A 21,236-nucleotide genomic window follows, 5' to 3' on the forward strand; every position below is an offset into this window, starting at 1 on the left:
GGGTCGGCGCCACCGCATTCCCGCGCGGCCGCTCATCCGGCCCGGCCGACACATTCAGGCCCGAGCCATCGCCGTGCTCTACCCGTACGCTCTCGCCGCGCTCCAGCAGCCGCAGTGGCTGGCCTTGGTAGCGCACTTCCAGCGCGTCATGAGTGTCGGCCAGCGACTGCACCAGCGGGCAAAGCGACTGTGCTTGGGCCTCGATGCGTTCGGCGCGGCCTTCCAGCTGCTGTTCCATCCGCGCGTCCAGACGGTCGGCGCGTGCCTCCATCGCATCGCTGCGGCCGGTGAACACCTGCCACAGCACGCTGCGGGCGATGGACGCGGACAGCGACTCGGCCATGTCCTGCACCTTGGCCTCGAAGCCCGGCCCGAACACCGCCTGTTCCCAGTAGCCCTTGCCCAGCGTGCCGCCGATCCAGTCATCGGCCTGCCGGCGCAGGCGCCGGACCTTGCGGCTGTTGGCGGTGCCGGTGAGGCTCTCATAGACCCCGTCGAGCACGTCGAAGCTCAACCCGCTCACTTCATGGGCCAGCGCGGTGGCCGCCGGCATCAGCTGGCGCGCACCGGCCTCCATCTGCCGCAGGCGGGCGGCGTCGGCCTCGCTGACCGGCACGACCGTGTCGTCCAGGCTCAGCACGCCATCGTGGAACACCACCTCGTGCGGTGCCTGCGGGCCATGCCGCAGCCAGATGCCACCGCTGTCCACCAGCACGTCATAGTCGGTGTGGATACCGCACTGGTCCGCGCGCAGCTTCGGGGTGTCAGCGGCAATTGCAGGTACGGTGACCACAGCAGCCAGCAGGGCCAAGGCGGGTGCTGACAGGCGCATGGTGGAATCCTTTCCGGTCATTGCAGGACCCCAGCATCCCGCGTTCGGCAGGCGCCGTCACCCGCCGAAAGTCACTGCGCGATGGCGATTCGTCCGGCCATACCGGCTTTCCCACCGGCTGCCCACCACCTATCCACAGGGTTGTCCCTAGCCAGCTTCATCACTGTCATGTGAAGCTGTCATTGTTCCGTTTCCGCGCGGCGTTGTACCACCGCGATGACGCCTTTCGGGCTTGACTGCGCAGCCCGTTCCGGCAGGTCTGAAGCGTCTGATCCGGGCGCCGATGGCACGATCCTTGCGGCGCAAGGGATTGCCGAATTTCACTACATTTGGCGTTGACGGACCCAATTACCCCCACTATCTTGTGGCCGTCGGTCGCAGCAACCCCAATTCCAGGGGGTGCCCGGGGTACCCATCCGCGATCGTCAACGGCAGTGGCAGGCGCAGGGTCTCATCCCCTGCGACGCCGTCCTGCCATCCTGGGCTGTCATGTCCCGGGCTGCGTCACCCGATGCATCGAGCACCCCCAATCACGCCAAGAGGACACACGCCGTGAGCACCGAATCCAGCGCCACCATCGAGAAGGAAAGCGAATTCCTGTTGACGTCGCCGCCGACTGCCAACGCGATGAGTGTGACCAAGCGCAATGGGACCACCGAACTGGTGGACCTGAACAAGATCGTGCGTGCGGTGCAGCGTTCCTCCGAAGGCCTGCACGCCGTCGATCCGATGCGCGTGGCCACCCGTACCATTTCCGGCCTGTACAACGGTGCCACCACCCGCGAGCTGGACGAACTGTCCATCCGCACTGCCGCCCTGCTGATCGGTGAAGAGCCCGAGTACGGCCGCCTTGCTGCGCGCCTGCTGGCCAACTACATCGCCAAGGAAGTCTCGGGCCAGGAAATCTACGCCTTCTCGCAGTCGGTCAGCCGTGGCCATGAAGTCGGCCTGATCAACGACCGCCTGCTGAACTTCGTGCAGACCAATGCGCGCAAGCTCAACGACGCCATCGACGGCGCGCTGGACCTGAACTTCGATTACTTCGGCCTGCGTACCCTGTACGACCGTTACCTGCTGCGCCACCCGCACACCCGCAAGGTGATCGAGACCCCGCAGCAGTTCTTCCTGCGCATTGCCAGCGCACTGAGCGAGGACGTGTCCGAGACCCTGGCGCTGTACAAGCGCATGGGCAACCTGGATTACCTGCCGTCCAGCCCGACCCTGTTCAACTCCGGCACCACCCACGAGCAGCTGTCCTCGTGCTTCCTGCTGGATTCGCCGCAGGACTCGCTGGAGTCGATCTATTCCAAGTACGGCGACATCGCCCAGCTGTCGAAGTTCTCCGGCGGCATCGGCGTCAGCTACACCCGCGTGCGTTCGCGTGGTTCGCTGATCAAGTCGACCAACGGCCACTCCAACGGCATCGTGCCATGGCTGAAGACCATGGATTCGTCGGTGGCCGCGGTGAACCAGGGCGGCAAGCGCAAGGGCGCGGCCTGCGTGTACCTGGAAACCTGGCACGCCGACATCGAGGACTTCCTCGAGCTGCGTGACAACACCGGTGACGAAGCCCGCCGTGCGCACAACCTGAACCTGGCCAACTGGGTGCCGGACCTGTTCATGAAGCGCGTCGAGGCCGACCAGGAATGGTCGCTGTTCGATCCGCGCGTCGTGCCGGAGTTCACCGACCTGTTCGGCGAAGCCTTCGAACAGGCCTACCTGCAGGCCGAAGCCCAGGGCAAGGCCAACCGCACCATCTCCGCGCGCAAGCTGTATGCCCGCATGATGCGTACGCTGGCCGAGACCGGCAACGGCTGGATGACCTTCAAGGACAAGTGCAACCGCGCCAGCAACCAGACCCTGCGCGCCGGCAACGTGATCCACCTGTCGAACCTGTGCACCGAGATCCTGGAAGTCACCTCCAACGATGAAACCGCGGTGTGCAACCTGGGTTCGATCAACCTGGGCAACCACTTCGACGAGCACAACGAGTTTGACTTCGAGAAGCTGGCCGAGACCGTGCGCCTGGCCGTGCGCCAGCTCGACCGCGTCATCGACCTGAACTTCTACCCGATCGAAACCGCCCGCCGCGCCAACCTGCGCTGGCGTCCGGTCGGCCTGGGCTGCATGGGCCTGCAGGACGTGTTCTTCCGCAAGCGCCTGCCGTTCGACAGCGCCGAAGCCCGTGCGCTGTCGAAGAAGATCGCCGAAGCGATCTACTTCCACGCGCTGGAAACCTCCTGCGAGCTGGCACAGGAACGCGGCAAGCACCCGTCGTTCAACGACACCCGCGCCGCCGGTGGCGAACTGCAGTTCGACGCCTGGAACGTGGTGCCGGAAGACGCCGAGCGCTGGGATGCCCTGCGTGCCCGCATCAAGGAACACGGCCTGCGCAACTCGCTGATGATCGCGATCGCCCCGACCGCGACCATCGCCTCGATCGCCGGCTGCTACGAGTGCGTCGAGCCGCAGGTGTCCAACCTGTTCAAGCGCGAGACCCTGTCCGGTGACTTCCTGCAGGTCAACCGTTACCTGGTGAACGAGCTGAAGAAGCTGGGCCTGTGGACGCCGGAAATGCGCGATGCCATCAAGCTGGCCGAAGGCTCCATCGCGGGCGTGGCACAGATTCCGGAAACGCTGCGCGAGGTCTACCGCACTGCGTGGGAACTGCCGATGCGTTCGTTGATCGACATGGCCGCCGAGCGTGGTGCCTTCATCGACCAGTCGGCCTCGCTCAACCTGTTCATGGAAAGCCCGAACATCGGCGCGATGTCCTCCATGTACATGTACGCCTGGAAGCAGGGCATCAAGACCACCTACTACCTGCGTTCGCGCCCGGCCACCAAGATCGCCAAGACCACGGTCAGCGCTGCGGCCCCGGCCAAGGTGTTCAGCCCGGACGAAGCCATCGCCTGCTCGCTGGAAAACCCGGAAGCCTGCGAGGCCTGCCAGTAAGAGCGGCACCGCCGCGCGGTAGTGCTGGCCGTTGGCCGGCACACCCCTTTGTAGAGTCGAGCCATGCTCGACTGCAGAAAACACCAAGGTAGCGCCGGGCCATGCCCGGCGTTTTGACCCGAGAAGACAAGGAAACACCCATGGCCGACAAGCCCAAGCAGATGCTGCTCGATCCCGGTTTTGAACTGACCCTGCGCCCGATGCGCTACCCGCAGTTCTATGACATGTACCGGAATGCGATCAAGAACACCTGGACGGTGGAAGAGATCAACTTCCAGATCGACATCACCGACCTGCACAGCAAGATGTCGCCGGGTGAGCGCCACCTGATCCACCGCCTGGTCGCGTTCTTCGCCACCGGCGACTCGATCGTCTCCAACAACCTGGTGCTGAACCTGTACCAGCACTTGAACGCGCCCGAAGCGCGCATGTACCTGTCGCGCCAGCTGTATGAAGAAGCGCTGCACGTGCAGTTCTACCTGACCCTGCTCGACAACTACCTGCCGGATCCGGAAGAGCGCGTCAAAGCCTTCGCCGCGGTGGAGAACATCGACTCGATCAAGAAGAAGGCCGATTTCTGCTTCAAGTGGATCGACTCGATCCAGGACCTGAAGCGCATCGAGACCCGTGCCGAGCGTCGCCAGTTCCTGCTCAACCAGATCTGCTTCGCTGCGTGCATCGAAGGCCTGTTCTTCTTTGCTGCGTTCGCCTACGTGTACTACTTCCGTTCGCGCGGCCTGCTGCCGGGCCTGGCCTCGGGCACCAACTGGGTGTTCCGCGACGAAAGCGCGCACATGGAGTTCGCGTTCGAGTCGGTGCGCGTGGTACGTGAGGAAGAGCCGGACCTGTTCGACGACGAGATGAAGCAGCAGGTCTACGACATGCTGGCCGAAGCCATCGAATGCGAAGTGCAGTTCGCCGAGGACGTGCTGTCCGGTGGCGTGGCCGGCATCTCGACCCGTGACATGCGCCAGTACCTGCAGCACTGCGCCGACCAGCACTTCGCCAAGCTGGGCATGGAGAAGAAGTACAACGTGCGCAACCCGCTGCCGTTCATGGAACTGCAGGACGTGCAGGAGCTGACCAACTTCTTCGAACGCCGCGTCTCGGCCTACCAGGTCGGCGTGCAGGGCGAAGTCGCCTTCGACATGAACTTCTGATCGAACCGGTCAGGCCTGTCGCAACGAGAAGCCCCGGCCAGCGCCGGGGTTTTTTTGTGCTTGCTGCGCTCGCCGGGCATGGCCCGGCGCCACCGGCCGGCTTCGCGCGCGCCTGTGTAGAGTCGCGCCATGCTCGACTCACGCGTGTGGCGCGCAAGGGCATAATCTGCATTGATGGTCGATCATGGCCCAGTGTCGACTCTGGTGGAGTACAGGATGTTGATCGTCGAAAGCGAATTTTTGAATGGCCATCTTGCCGCGCTCAGGGAGGAGTTCCATTCATTCGCCGCGGCAATGGAATCGGCACTTTCGGCGTGCAGGGACAAGGTCGTCGATTGGAAGTACTCCGTGGGCGAGGCCTTGGAGCTTGTTCCCTATGAGCATCTTGTTCCCAGCGTTCTGGAGACGAAGGGGCGTGTGCTTCGCGAGCCGACGCGGAAGGAATTGAACTCAAAGCGCCTGGTGAAGCATGGGCTTGATGAAGGCGGGATGCCGATCATCGAGATCCGCCGGCTGGATGCGGATGTTGAACGCTATGGGGAGCTGGTGAGATTCATCAGCGGTGACGTGATCGTGAGCTGCCACCTTTTCGACAACGAGAAACACCGAAACAGGTTGATGTCACTGACCAGAGTGATCAGGCAAAGCGATGCCGTACATTACGTATCTGCGAACCCGCCTCATCACTGGGCAGTGAGATCCGACCAGCTGCTTGGCAGCAGGATCTCCAGAAGTTCAATCATGGCGACAAGCTGGTACAAGCAGATGGACTATGATTTCGTGTACGGCACAACAGGACGGCTTGATGCAATCCTGATCGGTGACCATACGCATTGGTCGGCCGAGTAAGCCCGCAGCGATCAGGCAAGCGTCCCGTCCGCCGCTACCGCCGCCCTTCCACCGCCATGCGCACCGCCAGCCCGGCCAGCACCGTGCCCATCAGCCAGCGCTGCACCACCTGCCAGGTCGGGCGCGCGGCCAGGAAGCCGGCGATGCTGCCAGCGGTCAGCGCGATGATGCCGTTCACGGTCACACTCACCGCGATCTGGGTGGAACCCAGCACGATCGACTGCATCAGCACGCTGCCTTCGCCGTCCGGATGCAGGAACTGCGGCAGCAGTGACAGGTACATCACCGCCACTTTCGGGTTCAGCAGATTGGTCAGGAAGCCCATCGTGAACAGCTTGCGCGGGCTGTCCTGCGGCAGGTCGCGTACCGCAAATGGTGAACGGCCACCGGGCTTGAGCGCCTGCCAGGCCAGGTACAGCAGGTACAGCGCGCCACCGATGCGCAGCGCGTCGTAGGCGAACGGTACGGTCATCAGCAGGGCGGTGATGCCCAGCGCCGCGCACAGCATGTAGAACACGAAGCCCAGCGCGACGCCACCCAGCGAGATCAGGCCAGCGGCCGGCCCTTGGCAGATCGAGCGCGAGATGACGTAGATCATGTTCGGCCCGGGCGTGAGCACCATCGCCAGCGAAACCAGCGCAAAGGCCAACAGGTCGGAGGTGGCGGGCATGGGCAATCCTGGCAGGGGGCGTGGCGCAGTGTAGCGCCGCCTGCACGGGGCCTGGCTTAAAATCGCCGTACCCCACACCGAAGCACCCCCATGACCCCGATCCCCGAGACCGTGCCGCCCACCGAAGTGCGCATGGCCGAAATCGTCTTTCCCAACCACACCAACCACCTTGGCACCTTGTTCGGTGGGCAGGCGCTGGCGTGGATGGACAAGGCCGCCTTCCTGGCCGCCGCCCGTTACTCGCGCCGCACCGTGGTGACCGCGCGCAGCGACCAGGTCGACTTCAAGCTGCCGATCCGCATCGGCCAGATGGTGGAAACCATCGGCCGCATCGTCGAAGTCGGCCGCAGCTCGATGAAGGTGGAGGTGGAACTGGTCGCCGAAGACCTGCACAGCGGGGAGCGCAAGCTGTGCACCCGCGGCCACTTCGTGATGATCGCGCTGGACGAGGAAGGCCACCCGATCGCGGTACCACCGCTGCCGGCGGCCTGACCCGGCCAACGGACCGGCGCTTGCGGGGGCGCCACCGCGCCCCCATCTGGCAGCCATGACTCTGCCACTGACCGACTTCATCGACCGTGCCCAGCGCCTGTTCGTGCTGACCGGCGCCGGCTGCAGCACCGCCTCGGGCATTCCCGATTACCGGGATGCCGACGGCCAGTGGAAACGCACGCCGCCGGTGACCTACCAGGCGTTCATGGGCGAGGCGGCCACCCGCCAGCGCTACTGGGCGCGCAGCCTGCTCGGCTGGCCGCGCTTCGGCCTGGCCCGGCCCAACGGCACCCACCAGGCCCTGGCCGCGCTGGAAAGCCGAGGCAAGCTGCAGGTGCTGCTGACCCAGAACGTGGACGGCCTGCACCAGCGTGCCGGCAGCCACAACGTGATCGACCTGCATGGCCGCTTGGATCTGGTGCGCTGCATGGGTTGCGAGCGTCGCAGCGATCGTGAAGGCTTCCAGCAGCGCCTGCTGGACGCCAATCCCGGCTGGGACGCGCTGGAGGCAGGCATCGCGCCCGATGGTGATGCCGATCTGGAGACCGATTTTTCCACGTTCGTGGTGCCCGACTGTCCGCACTGCGGCGGCCTGCTGAAGCCCGACGTGGTGTTCTTCGGCGAAAACGTGCCGCGCGAGCGGGTGGCGGCGGTGCACGATCATCTGCAGCAGGCTGATGCGGTGCTGGTGGTGGGGTCGTCGCTGATGGTCTATTCCGGCTTCCGCTTCGTGCAGGCGGCGGCCAGGGCAGGGCTGCCGGTGGCGGCGCTGAACCGTGGCCGTACCCGTGCCGACGACCTGCTGTTGTTCAAGGATGAGCGGGACTGCGCTGAAGCGCTGGCGTCGGTTATCGCTGGATAGAGTCTGCTATCGCGTGCAGCGCGGGCTTTTCGCCGCCGTTGGAAAAGCAGTCGACTGGCAGTCGACTCTACCGAGAACCCGCCCCCGCGAAACAGCGATCCATCCAGACGGTTGATTCGCAGGCCGTGCGGCGGTGCAATACGCCCCCTCCATCCGCCTGACCCCCGCATCGCCGTGACCCAGCTGTTTTCGCCGATCTCGTTCGGCCCCCTGACTCTGTCAAACCGCATCGTCATCGCGCCGATGTGCCAGTACTCCGCCGAAGATGGCCGCGCCAGCGACTGGCACGCCATGCACCTGGGCAACCTGGCGCAGTCCGGCGCCGGCCTGCTGATCCTGGAAGCCACCGCGGTCGAACCGCGCGGCCGCATCAGCTGGGCCGACCTGGGCCTGTGGGACGACGGCACCGAGGCCGCGCTGGCACAGGTGCTGACCAGCGTGCGCCGCTGGTCGCCGATGCCGCTGGGCATCCAGCTGGGCCATGCCGGCCGCAAGGCCTCGGTGAGGCGTCCTTGGGACGGTGGTGGCCAGTTGCCGGCCGACGATGCGCGTGGCTGGGCCACCGTGGCGCCGTCGCCGCTGCCGTTCCATGCCGCCGATCCGGCACCGCAGGAACTGGACGAAGCCGGCATCGCCGAGGTCATCGCCGCCTTCGCCGCCAGTGCGGTGCGCGCCGAGCGCCTGGGCTTCGAGTTGATCGAGCTGCATGGTGCGCACGGTTACCTGCTGCACCAGTTCCTGTCGCCGCTGAGCAACCGCCGCACCGATGGCTACGGTGGCTCGCTGCCGAACCGCCTGCGCCTGCTGGTGGAGGTGTTTGATGCGGTGCGTGCGGCGGTGTCCGACAAGGTCGCCGTGGGCGTGCGCATTTCCGCCAGCGACTGGGTCGATGGCGGCTGGGACCTGGTGCAGAGCGAGGCCCTGGCCCAGGTGCTGGACGCGCGCGGCTGCAATTTCCTGCATGTCTCCAGCGGTGGCCTGGACGAACGCCAGAAGATCACCGTCGGTCCGGGCTACCAGGTGCCGTTCGCGGCAGCGATCAAGGCCAAGGTGCGCATGCCGGTCATCGCCGTGGGCATGATCACCGAGCCCGAGCAGGCCGAATCGATCCTGCGCCATCGCCACGCCGATGCCGTGGCCCTGGCGCGCGGCATCCTCTACGACCCGCGCTGGCCGTGGCATGCCGCTGCCGCATTGCGCGACAGCGTGGAACCGGCGCCACAGTACCTGCGCTGCGAGCCGCGCGATGCGCGCGGCGTGTTCAAGACGCGCTGAGGCTCACACCCGCCAGGCCGGCGCGATGCCGGCCTGAAGGTGTTCGAACAGCGCGCGGATCTTGGCGGTGAAATCGCGGCGGTCGCTGACGCAGAAGTAGACCTCCATCGGTTCCGGGCGCCACGCGGTGTCGGCGCCGAACACCGCCTGCAGGCGGCCATCGCGCAGGTACGGCTCGGCCACGAATGCAGCCAGCCGGGTGATGCCGGCACCGGCCGCCGCCAGCGTCGCCAGCGCGTCGATGTCATCGCAGACCATGCTCGGTGGCAGCGCGGCGTCCACGCGCTGACCGTCCTTCAGCAGGCCCCAGCGCAGCGGCCGGCCATCGGTGGGGAAGCGATGCAGCAGCCCGCGATGGCCGCCCAGGTCGGATGGCTGCTGCGGGGTGCCGTGTGCCTTCAGATAGGCCGGCGAGGCGCAGAACACGAACGGCACGCGCGCCAGCTGCCGCGCGACCACACCGTCTTCCAGCTGCGCGCCGATGCGGATACTGGCATCCACCGCCTCTGGACCATGCTGCACGGCACGGTCGGTCAGCCGCAGTTCCAGCTGCAGCTGCGGGTAGCGTTGCTGCAGTGACGGCAGCAACGGTGCCAGCACGTGGCGGCCGAACGCGCTGCTGCTGGCGATGCGCAGCGGCCCGGCCGGTTCGATGTCACCGGAGGTGACCATCGCCTGTGCACGCGCCAGGTCGGCTTCGATGTGGCGCACCTGCGCCAGGTACAGCGCGCCAGCCTCGCTGAGCGCCAGCTGCCGCGTACTCCGGTTCAGCAACCGTACGCCCAGATGCGCCTCCAGCCGGTTGATGTTCTGGCCGACTGCGGTGGCGCTGATGCCAAGGATGCGGGCCGCGGCGGCAATGCTGCCGGTCTCTGCGGTGCGGGTGAAGCTGCGGATCAGTTGCAACAGGTTCATGACCGACCAGCTTGCCATGGAGAAACCCAAGTATCGCTTGGGACTGAACCAAGCAGGTCGGTTGCATCGGTGACCATCGATCCCGAGGACAGGCTGCTGCCCTACACTCGGGCGATGCGCCCCGATTCCATCCTCACCCTGTCCTGCCCCGACCGTACCGGCATCGTCTACCGCGTATCCGGCCTGCTGTTCGACCACGGCTGCAACATTCTCGACGCCCAGCAGTTCGGTGACGAGGAGAGCGGCCGCTTCTTCCTGCGCGTGCATTTCGATCGCGATGCCGGCCTGCCGCTGGAGATCGTGCACGCCGCCATGGCCACGCTCGCCGCCGGCTTCGGCATGGACTGGCAGCTGCATGATGGTCGCCGCCGCGCACGCCTGCTGGTGCTGGTCAGCAAGCAGGGGCACTGCCTCAACGACCTGCTGTTCCGTGCCCACAGCGGCCAGCTGAAGGTGGACATTGCCGCAGTAGCGTCCAACCACGCCGACTTCGCGCCATTGGCCGCGTCCTACCAGGTTCCGTTCCACCACCTGCCGGTGACCGCCGATACGCGTGCGGTGCAGGAGCAGCAGATCATCGACCTGGTCGAGCGCGAACACATCGACCTGGTGGTGCTGGCGCGCTACATGCAGATCCTGTCACCCACGCTGTGCCGCGCGCTGGCCGGCCGTGCGATCAACATCCACCACAGCTTCCTGCCCAGCTTCAAGGGCGCGCAGCCGTACCACCAGGCGCACGCGCGCGGGGTCAAGATCATCGGCGCCACCGCGCACTACGTCACCGAGGATCTGGACGAAGGACCGATCATCGAACAGGACGTGGCCCGCGTGGACCACGCCATGGCGCCGCGCGAGCTGGTGCGGCTGGGCAGCGATACCGAATCGCTGGTGCTGGCGCGCGCCGTTCGCCGCCATGTGGAGCACCGCATCCTGCTCAACGGGCATCGCACGGTGGTGTTCCGGTAATCGCCCATCCCGCGTCCGCCGGGCATGGCGCGGCACTACCGAATCCTGATTTCATCCCATGAAAAGCCCCCGGTTCGGCCGTCCCGCGATCTGTAGGGGGGCGTAGTTAGGGGGCTGGATGAATCGATTGTGTTGTTGTGGGCAGGAGCGCGCAAGCGGCATAAGCGACGTGCGCGGTAGCGCCGGGCCATGCCCGGCGGTCACGCCTCAGACGATCGCGATCCCCGCCTTGCCCAGCGCCTCGCGCACCATCACGTCGTTGGCTTCGGTCACCGGCTTGGTCAGCTCCCACAGGAACTTCACCCGGAAGCCGGACTTCACCGCGTCCTGCGCGCTCCACAGCACGCAGTAGTCACGGGCCAGGCCGCATACGTGCACTTCGCGGATGCGGCGTTCATGCAGCCAGCCGGCCAGGCCGGTGGCCGGGCGCTCGCCATCGGGGCCGTGGTTCTCGCGGAAGGCGCTGTACGAATCCACCTGTTGGCGCGTGCCCTTGCGCAGGATCAGGTCGGCCACGGTCCAGTCCACGCCCGGGTGCAGGGCGGCACCGGCGCTGCCCTGCACGCAGTGGTCCGGCCACAGGGTCTGCGGCTGCGCGTGCAGCAGGATGGTCTCGAACGGGCGTTGGCCGGGGTGCTGGCTGGCGAACGAGGCATGGTCGGCCGGGTGCCAGTCCTGTGTTGCCACCACGGTGCGGTAGCGGCGCTGCGCCAGCAGATCGGCAATGGGTGCCACCAGCGCATCGCCCTGGTCGCAGGCCAGGGCGCCACCGGGCATGAAGTCCGGCTGCAGGTCGATCACCAGCAGGGCGACATCGGCGGGCAGGGCGGTCATGGCAAAGAGGTCGGGCTGCAACGTATCTCTTTGAACCTACACCATTGTGTCGACGTTCACTAGATGATTTCGTCACAAAAGGTGCATTCGCTCTTTACATCTGGAGGTGGTTCAGGTAGTCTGAGTTCTGGATAAAAAAAACCACCCCGGAGCCAATGAAGGTCCCGAGGGGCTCTTTAAAACATTGATGTATAAGAATTTAGGCTCTTGGACGCGCCAACGTCCTCAGAACCTAAATTAGGTCCGAGGCGTAGGGAGTTGAGGGTGCTTCACTCTCTGCGTCACTCGTTCAGTCTTCATTCAGACTTTCGCTTGAAGGGCGGGTTTGATTGAAACAATCCGCCAATTATAGCAGCTTGTCAATTGATTTGGACAGCCTTGCTATCTAGGTGGATTGGATGGACGGATCGGTACCAGTGGGCACCCTCCAACTCAATGGAGGTAGCCATGTCGAATTCTCGTCCGAAGACGGTGTTCGTGCGCAACTACTCTCGCTTCCGATTCGGGAAGTGGGAGAGCGTATGCAATCACTGGCGCTCGGCCCCTGGGGCCTAAGCGTCACACCTCACGAGGGGGCTTCGCCCCCTCGTGAGGAACTTCGAGACAGTAACGGCAGAGCTCCTTCCGTCCATCCAAAAAAGGAATGATCATGACCAGTAAATCTTCATCAAAGACTACGGCACATAGAAGCTCGGTATCTGGCCGCTTTGTCTCGCAGAGCTACGCGTTGAAGCATCCAAGCACCACTCAGCGCGAAAGAAATCCGAAGCCGTCTCCCAAAAAGTAATTGAAGAAAGAGCCCGCGATCTTTGATCGCGGGCTCTTTGTTTTCTGGTCCGTCTCAAGGAAGGAAATGACTAATCCTTGGGGATTTTCGGTTCGTCCTGCCCGTAGTAAAGCAGGCCGATCTTGATCCGCTCGCGGCCATTCTCGCGGCGATGGCGGTTGGCATCGCGCAGCGAGTACACGCAGCCGCAGTATTCCTGCTGGTAGAACTGCTCGCGCTTGCTGATCTCGATCATGCGGCTGGCACCGCCGCCCTTGCGCCAGTTGTAGTCCCAGTACTGCAGGCCTTCATAGCGCGAGGCGGCGCGGATGCCGCAGTCGTTGATCTGCGCCATGTTCTTCCAGCGCGAGATGCCCAGCGACGAACTGATGGTGTCGTAGCCGTGCTCGTGCGCGTACAGCGCGGTGCGCTCGAAGCGCATGTCGAAGCACATCGTGCAGCGGATGCCGCGTTCGGGCTCGTTTTCCATGCCGCGTGCACGGCTGAACCAGTTGTCGGTGTCGTAGTCGCAGTCGATGAACGGGATGTCGTGCTGTTCGGCGAAGCGGATGTTCTCCTGCTTGCGCAGCTCGTATTCCTTCACCGGATGGATGTTGGGGTTGTAGAAGAAGATCGCGTAGTCGATCCCGGAGGCGGTGATCGCCTCCATCACTTCGCCGGAACAGGGCGCGCAGCACGAATGCAGCAGCAGGCGCGTGCCGTCGGCGGGCAGGGTCAGGGTGGGGCGTTGGAGCTCGGTCATCGTCAGGTACCGCATGGACCGCCGGCAACGGCGGTGGCCCATGCATCAGCGCGTGGGTGAACGGGTCTGGCTGGATACCGTGAACAGGACGCGCGCGGCCACACCGCCTGCACGCGCAGGACGACGGCGGCCCCGGCAACCTCCCCGCGGAGATTCCAGGTCGAGTCAGGGGACGGTCGTGTCCCCCGGCCGGGGCCGGTATTCGGGCTGATGGACACGGGCCGCAGCCCACCTACTACCTGCCGCTTCCCAGGCGTGAGCCCAGTGCTGTTGGCAGGATTCGTTTCCATTCACCGCTGCGGGGCAGCTCCGGAATGGGCGCGCGAGGCGCCTTCACCGGATTCCCGTTTAAATCCCTCCCCGCGCCGGAGCGATGGGAGGGATACCTTCGGCGTGTGCAAAGTGGACCTATTGGTGGCGCGGGTCAAGAGCGCAGGGGTCAGAGCCCGTTGCGCTGCAACGGGATCCGACCCCAGTGGAAGGAAGGGGTCGGATCCCGCTGCCACGCAGCGGGCTCTGACCCCGGTCGGAATGCACCTTCAATGCCCCGCAGCGGCCCGCGTGCGGATGTCGTCCAGGCGCTGGTCGTGCAGCAGACGGCCGTTCTCCCACACGGTCACCATCGCATCCTCGAAGCCGTCCGGCAGGGTGTCGTCGCCGTTGGCCGGCAGCGGCACCGTGTGCAGGCTGCCGTCATCCAGACGCCGCAGCAGGCGCATGCGGCCGCGCTTGCTGGTCTTGCCGGCGTCGGTGATCGGGTCCTTGTAGACATCAATCCACTCACCGTCCACCCGTGCGGCCGAGCACTTCAGCGCGAACTTCTGCGTATCGCGGTCCAGCCGCTGCAGCAGTGCACCGCCCATGCCGAAGGCCACGTTGTCGGCGGCGTAGCCGTCGTCGGTGATGCGCTGCAGGATCGCCCGGATCGTGTCCGGGTTGATGCCATCGCCCTGGATCACCCGCACGTGGTTGAGCACGCGGTAGCCCTTGCCGTTGAAGGTGTGGCCGAAGGCTTCGTCCAGCCGGCGCAGGCTTTCGGCCACCACCTCCACCGGGTCGCCCGAGTCGGGGCGGATGACCAGGGTGGCGCCCGAGGCGATCACTTCATCGCGCAGCGTCGTGCCCCAGTGCTCGCTGATCGCGTGGTAGATGTCGTAGCTGTCCGATACCACCGCCATGATCGCGCCGGGCTTGCCGAACCGGCGCAGCATGTTGCGGTAGGCGTCCACCTCGCGCTCGCGGCCCCAGCTGGTGATGGTGCTGTGTTCGGCGGCGGGAATCGAATAGCCCGCCATCGGCGCGTAATAGTGCGCACGGGCCAGGCACAGGGCCGAGACGGTATCGGTGCCGAGGAAGTTGACCAGATGCGCGGCACCGCCCAGCGCCGCCGATTCCAGGCTCGAGACGCCGCGCGCGCCGAAGTCGTGCAGCTTGAACGGCAGCTGCCCCTGCGGGTCGTCGCTGGTCTGCTGCAGGAACGCAGCAATGGTCTGTCGTGCATGCCAGCTGATGGTGGCCACGGTGACCGGGTACCACACGCGCAGCAACAGCGTTTCCAGGTACGACGGTACCCAGAACGCGGCCGGATCGGTCGATTCGATGGTCATCAACGCCTGGTGGGTGGGCACCACGCTGCCCTCGGGCACGGCGCGGATGCGCACCGGCAGGTGGCCGCCAAGCCGGTCGACGATATCGCGCCAGCCGGCTTCGTTGAACGGTTCGCCATGCGCGGCGAACACCGCAGCGGCGTCGTCGATGTCGGCGTGGGTGACCGGCCTTGCCAGGGCGTCCTTGAGGATCGCCTGCAGGCCGAAGAACACCGTGCGATCGTGCAGGCCGCCGCGCGATTCCACGTAGAAGAAGGTGGCATCGGTACCCGGCGGGTACTGCAGCCAGTGGCTGGCCTTGTAGCTGTCGGTGTTGAGGAGAAGATTATCGAGGTAATGCATGACGGAAGCTCCTTCGCGTCGGGTGGCACCGGCGGTCTATCCGCCAGTGGGAAAGCCGGGCCTGTCAGCCGCGGCCGAGGAAATACTCCAGGATGTGCAGGTGGTCTTCGTACAGCTGCGGGCCCATCTCCAGTGCTTCGCTCACCGGGATCCAGCGTGCCTTGTCGGCGTCGTCGCCGCCGCGCACCGGCGGCAGGTCACCGGCCGGAAACTCGAAGTGGAAGCCGTGGGTGATGGTGCGGCCGCGCTGGCTGCGGTCGGGGTGGTCGAAGACCTGCTGGCCCTTCAGCGATCCCTTCAGCACCGGCAGCGGAATCTTCAGCCGGGTTTCCTCGCGCAGTTCGCGCAGGCAGCTGTCGAGCAGGCTCTGTTCCTGGCCGACGAAGCCGCCGGGCAGCGCCCACAGGCCCTTGCCGGGTTCCGAACGGCGACGCACCAGCAGCACGTGGCCCGAATGCACCACCACCGCATCGGTGGTGACGAAGGTGGGCGCGTAGGGCGCATCCTTCCAGGCGGCCTTGTACTGTTCGATGAAGCGGTACTCGGCCACCAGTTGGCCATACGCAGGCGCGCTCCTGCGGAACGCTTCGAGCATGTCGTACACCGGCGCCGGCACATTGCCACGCAGCATCAGCAGCGCGCCGTGGAAGTCGACGTCGCCGGCTTCGAACAGGTAGCGCCGCAGCTCGGTGGCCGACAGGGTGGCGGTATGCTGCACGTCCACCAGCGGCCACTGCGGGAATTCGCGCAGGTAGTAGCTGGAGGCGTCCTTGTCCATGCCGATCAGGCCCACCTTTGCATCGGCGGCGGCACCGTCGTTGCGCAGGGCTTCGGCCACCTGGCGCTGCACATTGGCGATCCACTGCGCTTCGTTGTACAGGTGGTCGCGCAGCGGGCGGATCAGCAGGCGGTCGGTGTGGCCATCAAGGGCGGCCTGGATCATCACGGCGCGTTCGGCCACGGTCCAGGGGTTGCGCAGGCTGCGGGGGGTATCGGCAGAGCCGACCAGGAAGATCAGCTTGCGGGCCCGGCTCAGGGCCAGGCGGGCAACGGCGGCATGGCCGTTGTGGAAGGGCTCGAATCGCCCGATGAAGACGAGATAGTCGAATTCCATGAGAATCCCTCATGTCGTTGTGGCAGCCGCGGGTCTGTCCCTTGGCTTGCTGCAGATGCTACGCCGATGGCGGGGCGGGTCAAGCCTGCAGGCATGCCTTCCGCTGAACGCCGACGATTCCTGCCGGGACTGCGCTGCTGTTCTCAGGCCCTGAGAAGCCTCTGCGCCATACTGGCACCCACGCGGCGGACGGCATGCTCGGGGGCAAGACAGTGGCGGACAAGTACTGCGATCTGGTCATGAAAGGCGGCATCACCAGCGGCATCGTGTACCCCAATGCGGTACTGGCGCTGGCGCGCGAGTATCGCTTCAAGAGCATCGGCGGCACTTCGGCCGGTGCCATCGCTGCGGCGGTGGCGGCTGCGGCGGCATGCGGTGATCGCCGCCAGCAGGCCGGCGAGCACCTGCCCGGCGATGCCGGCTATGGCGGGTTGTCGGCGGTGTCGGCGCAGCTGTCGCGGCGCGGTTTCATCTACAGCCTGTTCCAGCCGGCACGGGGCGCACGCGCCGCCTACCGGCTGCTGGTGGTGCTGACCGGCAATGCCGGCCTGCCGCACAAGCTGCTGTGCCTGGCCGTTGCCGTATTCGAGATCGCGCCGCTGGAAGTGCTGGTGTCGTTGGCACTGCTGCTCGGCCTGGGCTGGTGGGGCGGTGGCTGGAGCGGCGTGGCCGCCACGCTGCTGCCGTCGCTGCTGTGCGCGTACGGTGCCGGCGTGGCCGGTGCCGCGCTGCGGGTGGCGCGGGTGGCGCGGCGCAATCTGCTGGGCCTGTGCAGCGGTCTCGGCCGCGATGCACGCACGCCGGCGTTGACCGAGTGGCTGCACGCGTGCCTGCAGCAGTTGTCCGGCAAGCCGCTGGATGCACCGCTCACGTTCGCCGACCTGCACGACGCGCCGCGCTATGCCGGCGAGCCGGACAGCCCGCATGCGATCAGCCTGCAGATGATCACCACCTGCGTGTCGCACAACGAGCCGCGTACGTTGCCGCTGGGCGGTGCGCAGTTCTGGTTCCTGCGCGAGGAGTTCGAGCAGCTGTTCCCGGCCAGCGTGGTGCAGTGGCTGGTGACGCAGGCCGGCCCGCCGCTGGAGGTGGAAGGGCGCCGGTACTACCACCTGCCGCAGGGCCCGAAGCTGCCGGTGCTGGTGGCCACGCGCATGAGCCTGAGCTTCCCGCTGCTGATCAGCGCGGTGCCGTTGCATGAGCCCTCGCGCCGCGAGCGTCGCTGCGAACCGACCGCACCCGCTGCCGACCAGGAGCACAACGTGGCCGACAGCATGGAAGGGCTGACCAGTGCCGGGCAGACCTGCGGACCGGTGATCACCGCGTTCCGCATCTGCTGGTTCTCTGATGGTGGCATCAGCAGCAACTTCCCGATTCATCTGTTCGATGCCGCCCTGCCGCGCTGGCCAACCTTCGCCATCAATCTGGTTTACCCGCAGCACGCCGAAGACGTGAGCCACGGCAGCAGTGGCCGCCAGGCGCTGGAACATGCCGTGTTCCTGCCCACCGAGAACCGCCACGGCTGGCAGCGCACCTATCAGTCGATCGCCACGCCGTTGGCGGCCGCCGAGCTGGGCCGCTTCCTGTTCGCGGTGGTGGCGACCATGCAGAACTGGCGCGATCTGCTGCAGGCGCGCGCGCCGGGCTACCGCGACCGCATCGTGCACGTCAGCCTGCAGGGTGACGAAGGCGGCATGAACCTGGACATGACGCAGGACGTGCTGACCCGCATCGCCGACAAGGGCAGCCTGGCCGGTGCACGCTTCTGTTCGTTCTCGTTCGAGAACCATTACTGGATCCGCTGGCGCAACCTGGCCTCCGCCTACCAGCGCTACACGCTGGAAGTGGCGCGTACCGATGACCCGGCGCAGCAGGTACTGGCCTACCGTGCAGCGTACGCGATGGTTGCCAGTGGCCAGCCGACGCCACCGTCGTACAAGCTGGGCTCGGAAGACAAGCGGCTGGCCTCGCAGCAGCTGTGGGGCTTGATGGTCGAGCAGGGACGTACCTGGGAAGACCTCGGCCCGGACCTTACTGACGGCGCACCGCGTCCGCTGCCGCAGATGAAGGTCACGCCGATCTACTGATCTCCGCCGCAGCCGATTGAACTGTTCTGGTGGGTGCCGACCTTGGTCGGCACGATCTGACCCCTGCGGTGCCTCATCGCCACGACGCCACCACCGCATCACCCTGCAACGGCGCATACAACGGCAACGCCAGCTCCTGCTTCACCCAGCCCGGATTGAGCGCACGCAGTCCTGCCAGATACTCGCGCGCCAGCGCCGTATCGCCCTGCCGCATCGCCAGGCGCGCAGCGCGCGCCCAGGTACGGTCCCAGCCATGGGCCAGCGACAACGAGGTCGCCAGTGCCGCACGCGCCCCTGCCACATCGCCTTTCTCCCAGTGCTGCTCGGCGCGGATGATCGCCTCGTTGGACAGGCGCATGTCGTACAGCTCGCGCAGCCTTGCGACCGCGCGTGGGTCAGCGTCCACGCGCAGGTCGGTGTCCTGCCAGTCGCCCCCGGGCGTGCGCACCAGCAGCGCCGCCGACCATTGTCCACTGCGTTGACCACCCGCTGCCTGACCGGCTTCCAGCGCCGCCAGCAAGCGCGCCGCCAACTCACCCTGAGATGCGGCGAAGGCGCGTTGCATCGATGCCAGCACCTCTGGCCCGGCCAGACCATTGCCCTGCACGCTCAGCATGCCCTCGCCCTGTGCACCGGCCCAATCCGCCTGCTGCGCGGTAGCGCCGGTGTACTGCGCATTGCCGCCGCGCGCGCTGACCAGCCCCACCTGGCGCTCGGCAAGCGTGGTGCCATCGAAGTTGCCGTCTTCATCGAGCAGCTGCTTCAGCACCTGGGCAGGCGTGCGGCCTTTGGCCAGCAGTTCAAGGCCTTTGGAGCCATAGGTCGGGTTGGTCTCGAACTGGCTGGCGACCGCGCCCACCTTCGCCTGCGCCCACGGCACACCCACGCCCCCGACCGCCAGGTTGTGCGTGGCTACCGCCACCCCACAGTCGCCGGCCGCGTTGCAGGCGGCAATGGAGAACGTCGCCCACGCCGGCGCAGCGCAGGCAGCGAGCAGCAGGACCAGGCAGGAACGCAACAGGAACATGGCCAACTCCGTGGGCAGGCATTGCAATGGGATGCAGCCTACGCATGAAAGGTTTAGTAGACCCACGCCATGCCTGGATCTACCGTGTCGACCAAGGTCGACACCTACCAGGGCAATACGTCGTTCCGACAGATGGCAGGAAACTGTCGAAGGCGCGGTGGTGTCGGATTGCGGGGTGTCCGCGGCATGGATGCCGCGGCCAAGCCCCCAGGGACGGGTTCACGGCGTCCCCGCAATCCGACACCGCCCCGCCATCCCACGGAATGCCAGCTGTTGCTTTTGAGGTTGCCGGCCAGCGGCCGGCACTACCGCAGGTGCAGGGCGCCGCCCTGCCGAACCACCCCTACCGCCCCGGCAACTGCGCGAACGCGCGCTGCATGCAGTCCTCCCGCGGGCACACCCGGCACCCCGGGCCGATCGACACCGAATTGCCCGGGCTCTGCACATCCAGCCCCAGTGAATACACCAGCCGCTCGGCATGCTGCAGATCGCAGCCCAGCGCTACCGCGAACGTCTTCCGCGGTTGGCCATGCCCCACCGGCCCGCTGCTGACCTGCCGCGCCAGCCAGAAGTGGCGCCGCCCATCGGGCATGCGCGCGGTCTGCGTCAGGATCCGCCCCGGCTGGTTGAACGCCTCGTAGACGATCCACAGCGGGCACGACCCACCTACCTGCGAGAAATGGAAATCGGTGGCCGAATGACGCTTGGACACATTGCCGGCGCGATCCACGCGGATGAAGAAGAATGGCAGCCCGGGCGCACTGCGCCGCGCCAGCGTGCTCAGCCGGTGGCAGACCGCTTCGAAGCCGACGCCGAACTGATGCGCCAGCAGTTCGATGTCGTAGCTGCTGGCTTCGGCCGCACGCAGGAAGCGCATGTACGGCATCACCAGCGCGCCGGCGAAATAGTTGGAAAGACCGATCCGCGCCTGCGCGATGCGTGCCTCATCGGTGAACCCGGCGCGCGCCACCACCGCGTCGATCTGCGGCAGGTAGCCGTGAAGGGCCAGCTCGGCCGCCATCTGGAACGCCTGCTGGCCGGGCTCCAGGTAATCGGGCAGCCACAGCCGCCGCGCACCGGCATCGTATTGCCGCTTTTCGCGCCCGGCCTGCAGTGCGGCCACTTCCACCAGCACGCCATGGCGGTCGGCCAGCAGCTGGCGCAGCCGCGGTGCCACGTGCCCGGGCGACAGCCCCCATTCGGCGAACAGCTGCTCGGCCAGCTCGTCCAGCTCGGGAATGTGGTTGTGCATGCGATTGAAGAATTCGCGGACCTGGTCGCCGGCCGGCAGGGTGCTGCCGGCACCCGGCTCGCCCAGCTGGAATTCCAGGGCCGCGGCATGTTCGCGCAGGGCCAGGTGGCGGCGATGCAGGTCCAGCAGGGCGCGGCTGACCTGCGGCAGGTTGCCGGCCAGCGCGCGCAGCTCGGTCGCGCTGACCTCGGCCAGACCCAGGTCACGCAGGGTCTCGCCCAGCGCTTCCTGCAGGGCGGCGGGCTCATCCTCGTCGAACAGCGCGGAAACGTCGCCCAATACCTCGCCCAGCTTCTTCTGCACTGCTGGCGTGAGTGGGCGCTTGTTGCGCTCGATCTGGTTCAGGTAGCTGGCCGACAGCCCCAGCGCCCGAGCCAGATCGGCCTGGCTGTAGCCGCGCTGCTCGCGCAGCCGCAGCAGGCGCAGGCCAAGTTGTCGCTGGGGGGCTGAATAATTCACAGAATTAAC

17 protein-coding genes and 1 riboswitch are annotated in these 21,236 nt (G+C 66.2%); of the genes, 8 read left to right on the plus strand and 9 right to left on the minus strand.

The window, feature by feature from the left end:
• Positions 1 to 832 (minus strand): DUF2884 family protein (locus tag N5D91_RS19250; RefSeq protein WP_279922726.1); only part of this gene is annotated, 832 nt, incomplete at its 3' end.
• Positions 833 to 1,384: 552 nt separating this feature from the next.
• Between N5D91_RS19250 and N5D91_RS19255 the strand changes: the two genes are divergently transcribed.
• From N5D91_RS19255 to N5D91_RS19265, 3 genes are all read left to right on the plus strand, one after another.
• Positions 1,385 to 3,787, plus strand: a complete 2,403-nt coding sequence (locus tag N5D91_RS19255) for a ribonucleoside-diphosphate reductase subunit alpha (RefSeq protein ID WP_075675636.1) — start codon at positions 1,385 to 1,387, stop codon at positions 3,785 to 3,787.
• 140 nt (positions 3,788 to 3,927) lie between these two features.
• The gene (locus tag N5D91_RS19260) at positions 3,928 to 4,947 is read left to right on the plus strand and encodes a ribonucleotide-diphosphate reductase subunit beta (RefSeq protein ID WP_008264781.1); all 1,020 of its coding nucleotides are present in this window, start codon (positions 3,928 to 3,930) and stop codon (positions 4,945 to 4,947) included.
• A 216-nt stretch (positions 4,948 to 5,163) separates the two neighbouring features.
• On the plus strand, positions 5,164 to 5,796 hold the full coding sequence (locus tag N5D91_RS19265) for a hypothetical protein (RefSeq protein WP_180854547.1): 633 nt from the start codon (positions 5,164 to 5,166) through the stop codon (positions 5,794 to 5,796).
• 34 nt (positions 5,797 to 5,830) lie between these two features.
• On the opposite strand, the gene N5D91_RS19270 is transcribed toward N5D91_RS19265, so the two are convergent.
• A complete protein-coding gene (locus tag N5D91_RS19270) occupies positions 5,831 to 6,466 on the minus strand; it encodes a LysE family translocator (RefSeq protein WP_180846176.1) in 636 nt (211 codons plus the stop codon).
• A 90-nt stretch (positions 6,467 to 6,556) separates the two neighbouring features.
• On the opposite strand from N5D91_RS19270, the gene N5D91_RS19275 reads away from it, so the two are divergent.
• The 3 genes from N5D91_RS19275 (at position 6,557) to N5D91_RS19285 (ending at position 9,095) form a co-directional block, all read left to right on the plus strand.
• Positions 6,557 to 6,958 carry an acyl-CoA thioesterase gene (locus N5D91_RS19275; protein WP_004153688.1) on the plus strand — a complete coding sequence of 134 codons (402 nt, stop codon included), beginning with the start codon at positions 6,557 to 6,559 and terminating at the stop codon, positions 6,956 to 6,958.
• A gap of 55 nt (positions 6,959 to 7,013) precedes the next feature.
• Entirely contained in the window at positions 7,014 to 7,820 is an 807-nt protein-coding gene (locus N5D91_RS19280) for an NAD-dependent protein deacetylase (RefSeq protein ID WP_180854546.1), read from the plus strand.
• A gap of 174 nt (positions 7,821 to 7,994) precedes the next feature.
• Positions 7,995 to 9,095, plus strand: a complete 1,101-nt coding sequence (locus N5D91_RS19285; protein ID WP_180854545.1) for an NADH:flavin oxidoreductase/NADH oxidase — start codon at positions 7,995 to 7,997, stop codon at positions 9,093 to 9,095.
• 3 nt (positions 9,096 to 9,098) lie between these two features.
• Here N5D91_RS19285 and N5D91_RS19290 read toward each other — a convergent pair whose 3' ends face one another.
• A complete protein-coding gene (locus N5D91_RS19290) occupies positions 9,099 to 10,010 on the minus strand; it encodes a LysR family transcriptional regulator (RefSeq protein WP_180854544.1) in 912 nt (303 codons plus the stop codon).
• A gap of 114 nt (positions 10,011 to 10,124) precedes the next feature.
• Here N5D91_RS19290 and purU point away from each other — a divergent pair, with 114 nt between their 5' ends.
• Entirely contained in the window at positions 10,125 to 10,976 is an 852-nt protein-coding gene (gene purU, locus N5D91_RS19295; RefSeq protein ID WP_180854552.1) for a formyltetrahydrofolate deformylase, read from the plus strand.
• Positions 10,977 to 11,183: 207 nt separating this feature from the next.
• Here purU and pncA read toward each other — a convergent pair whose 3' ends face one another.
• The 4 genes from pncA to N5D91_RS19315 all read right to left on the minus strand — a co-directional run bounded on the left by pncA (position 11,184) and on the right by N5D91_RS19315 (position 16,408).
• The gene (gene pncA / locus N5D91_RS19300; RefSeq protein WP_005411938.1) at positions 11,184 to 11,810 is read right to left on the minus strand and encodes a bifunctional nicotinamidase/pyrazinamidase; all 627 of its coding nucleotides are present in this window, start codon (positions 11,808 to 11,810) and stop codon (positions 11,184 to 11,186) included.
• Positions 11,811 to 12,667: 857 nt separating this feature from the next.
• Positions 12,668 to 13,354, minus strand: a complete 687-nt coding sequence (locus N5D91_RS19305) for an epoxyqueuosine reductase QueH (protein WP_180854542.1) — start codon at positions 13,352 to 13,354, stop codon at positions 12,668 to 12,670.
• A 160-nt stretch (positions 13,355 to 13,514) separates the two neighbouring features.
• A riboswitch (cobalamin riboswitch) is annotated at positions 13,515 to 13,744 on the minus strand.
• Positions 13,745 to 13,878: 134 nt separating this feature from the next.
• Positions 13,879 to 15,288, minus strand: coding sequence for a nicotinate phosphoribosyltransferase (locus tag N5D91_RS19310; RefSeq protein WP_180854541.1), 1,410 nt, complete (start codon positions 15,286 to 15,288; stop codon positions 13,879 to 13,881).
• A gap of 64 nt (positions 15,289 to 15,352) precedes the next feature.
• Positions 15,353 to 16,408 carry a bifunctional nicotinamide-nucleotide adenylyltransferase/Nudix hydroxylase gene (locus N5D91_RS19315; protein WP_180854551.1) on the minus strand — a complete coding sequence of 352 codons (1,056 nt, stop codon included), beginning with the start codon at positions 16,406 to 16,408 and terminating at the stop codon, positions 15,353 to 15,355.
• Between the two features lie 188 nt (positions 16,409 to 16,596).
• Here N5D91_RS19315 and N5D91_RS19320 point away from each other — a divergent pair, with 188 nt between their 5' ends.
• Positions 16,597 to 18,489 carry a patatin-like phospholipase family protein gene (locus N5D91_RS19320; protein WP_110710756.1) on the plus strand — a complete coding sequence of 631 codons (1,893 nt, stop codon included), beginning with the start codon at positions 16,597 to 16,599 and terminating at the stop codon, positions 18,487 to 18,489.
• Positions 18,490 to 18,562: 73 nt separating this feature from the next.
• Here N5D91_RS19320 and N5D91_RS19325 read toward each other — a convergent pair whose 3' ends face one another.
• On the minus strand, positions 18,563 to 19,516 hold the full coding sequence (locus tag N5D91_RS19325) for a DUF1028 domain-containing protein (RefSeq protein WP_180854540.1): 954 nt from the start codon (positions 19,514 to 19,516) through the stop codon (positions 18,563 to 18,565).
• 343 nt (positions 19,517 to 19,859) lie between these two features.
• Positions 19,860 to 21,227 carry a short-chain fatty acyl-CoA regulator family protein gene (locus N5D91_RS19330; protein ID WP_164117874.1) on the minus strand — a complete coding sequence of 456 codons (1,368 nt, stop codon included), beginning with the start codon at positions 21,225 to 21,227 and terminating at the stop codon, positions 19,860 to 19,862.
• Between the last annotated feature and the right edge of the window lie 9 nt (positions 21,228 to 21,236).

Origin of the sequence: Stenotrophomonas sp. GD03794 (assembly GCF_029842145.1) — a bacterium.
Taxonomy (GTDB): Bacteria; Pseudomonadota; Gammaproteobacteria; order Xanthomonadales; family Xanthomonadaceae; genus Stenotrophomonas; species Stenotrophomonas riyadhensis.

Excerpts from the sequence above, each read along its gene's own strand:
- purU (WP_180854552.1), top strand. The coding sequence starts at position 10,125 with ATGCGCCCCGATTCCATCCTCACCCTGTCCTGCCCCGACCGTACCGGC.
- pncA (WP_005411938.1), bottom strand. The coding sequence starts at position 11,810 with ATGACCGCCCTGCCCGCCGATGTCGCCCTGCTGGTGATCGACCTGCAG.
- N5D91_RS19305 (WP_180854542.1), bottom strand. The coding sequence starts at position 13,354 with ATGCGGTACCTGACGATGACCGAGCTCCAACGCCCCACCCTGACCCTG.
- N5D91_RS19290 (WP_180854544.1), bottom strand. The coding sequence starts at position 10,010 with ATGAACCTGTTGCAACTGATCCGCAGCTTCACCCGCACCGCAGAGACC.
- N5D91_RS19260 (WP_008264781.1), top strand. The coding sequence starts at position 3,928 with ATGGCCGACAAGCCCAAGCAGATGCTGCTCGATCCCGGTTTTGAACTG.
- N5D91_RS19310 (WP_180854541.1), bottom strand. The coding sequence starts at position 15,288 with ATGCATTACCTCGATAATCTTCTCCTCAACACCGACAGCTACAAGGCC.
- N5D91_RS19320 (WP_110710756.1), top strand. The coding sequence starts at position 16,597 with ATGCTCGGGGGCAAGACAGTGGCGGACAAGTACTGCGATCTGGTCATG.
- N5D91_RS19275 (WP_004153688.1), top strand. The coding sequence starts at position 6,557 with ATGACCCCGATCCCCGAGACCGTGCCGCCCACCGAAGTGCGCATGGCC.
- N5D91_RS19280 (WP_180854546.1), top strand. The coding sequence starts at position 7,014 with ATGACTCTGCCACTGACCGACTTCATCGACCGTGCCCAGCGCCTGTTC.
- N5D91_RS19270 (WP_180846176.1), bottom strand. The coding sequence starts at position 6,466 with ATGCCCGCCACCTCCGACCTGTTGGCCTTTGCGCTGGTTTCGCTGGCG.
- N5D91_RS19265 (WP_180854547.1), top strand. The coding sequence starts at position 5,164 with ATGTTGATCGTCGAAAGCGAATTTTTGAATGGCCATCTTGCCGCGCTC.
- N5D91_RS19325 (WP_180854540.1), bottom strand. The coding sequence starts at position 19,516 with ATGTTCCTGTTGCGTTCCTGCCTGGTCCTGCTGCTCGCTGCCTGCGCT.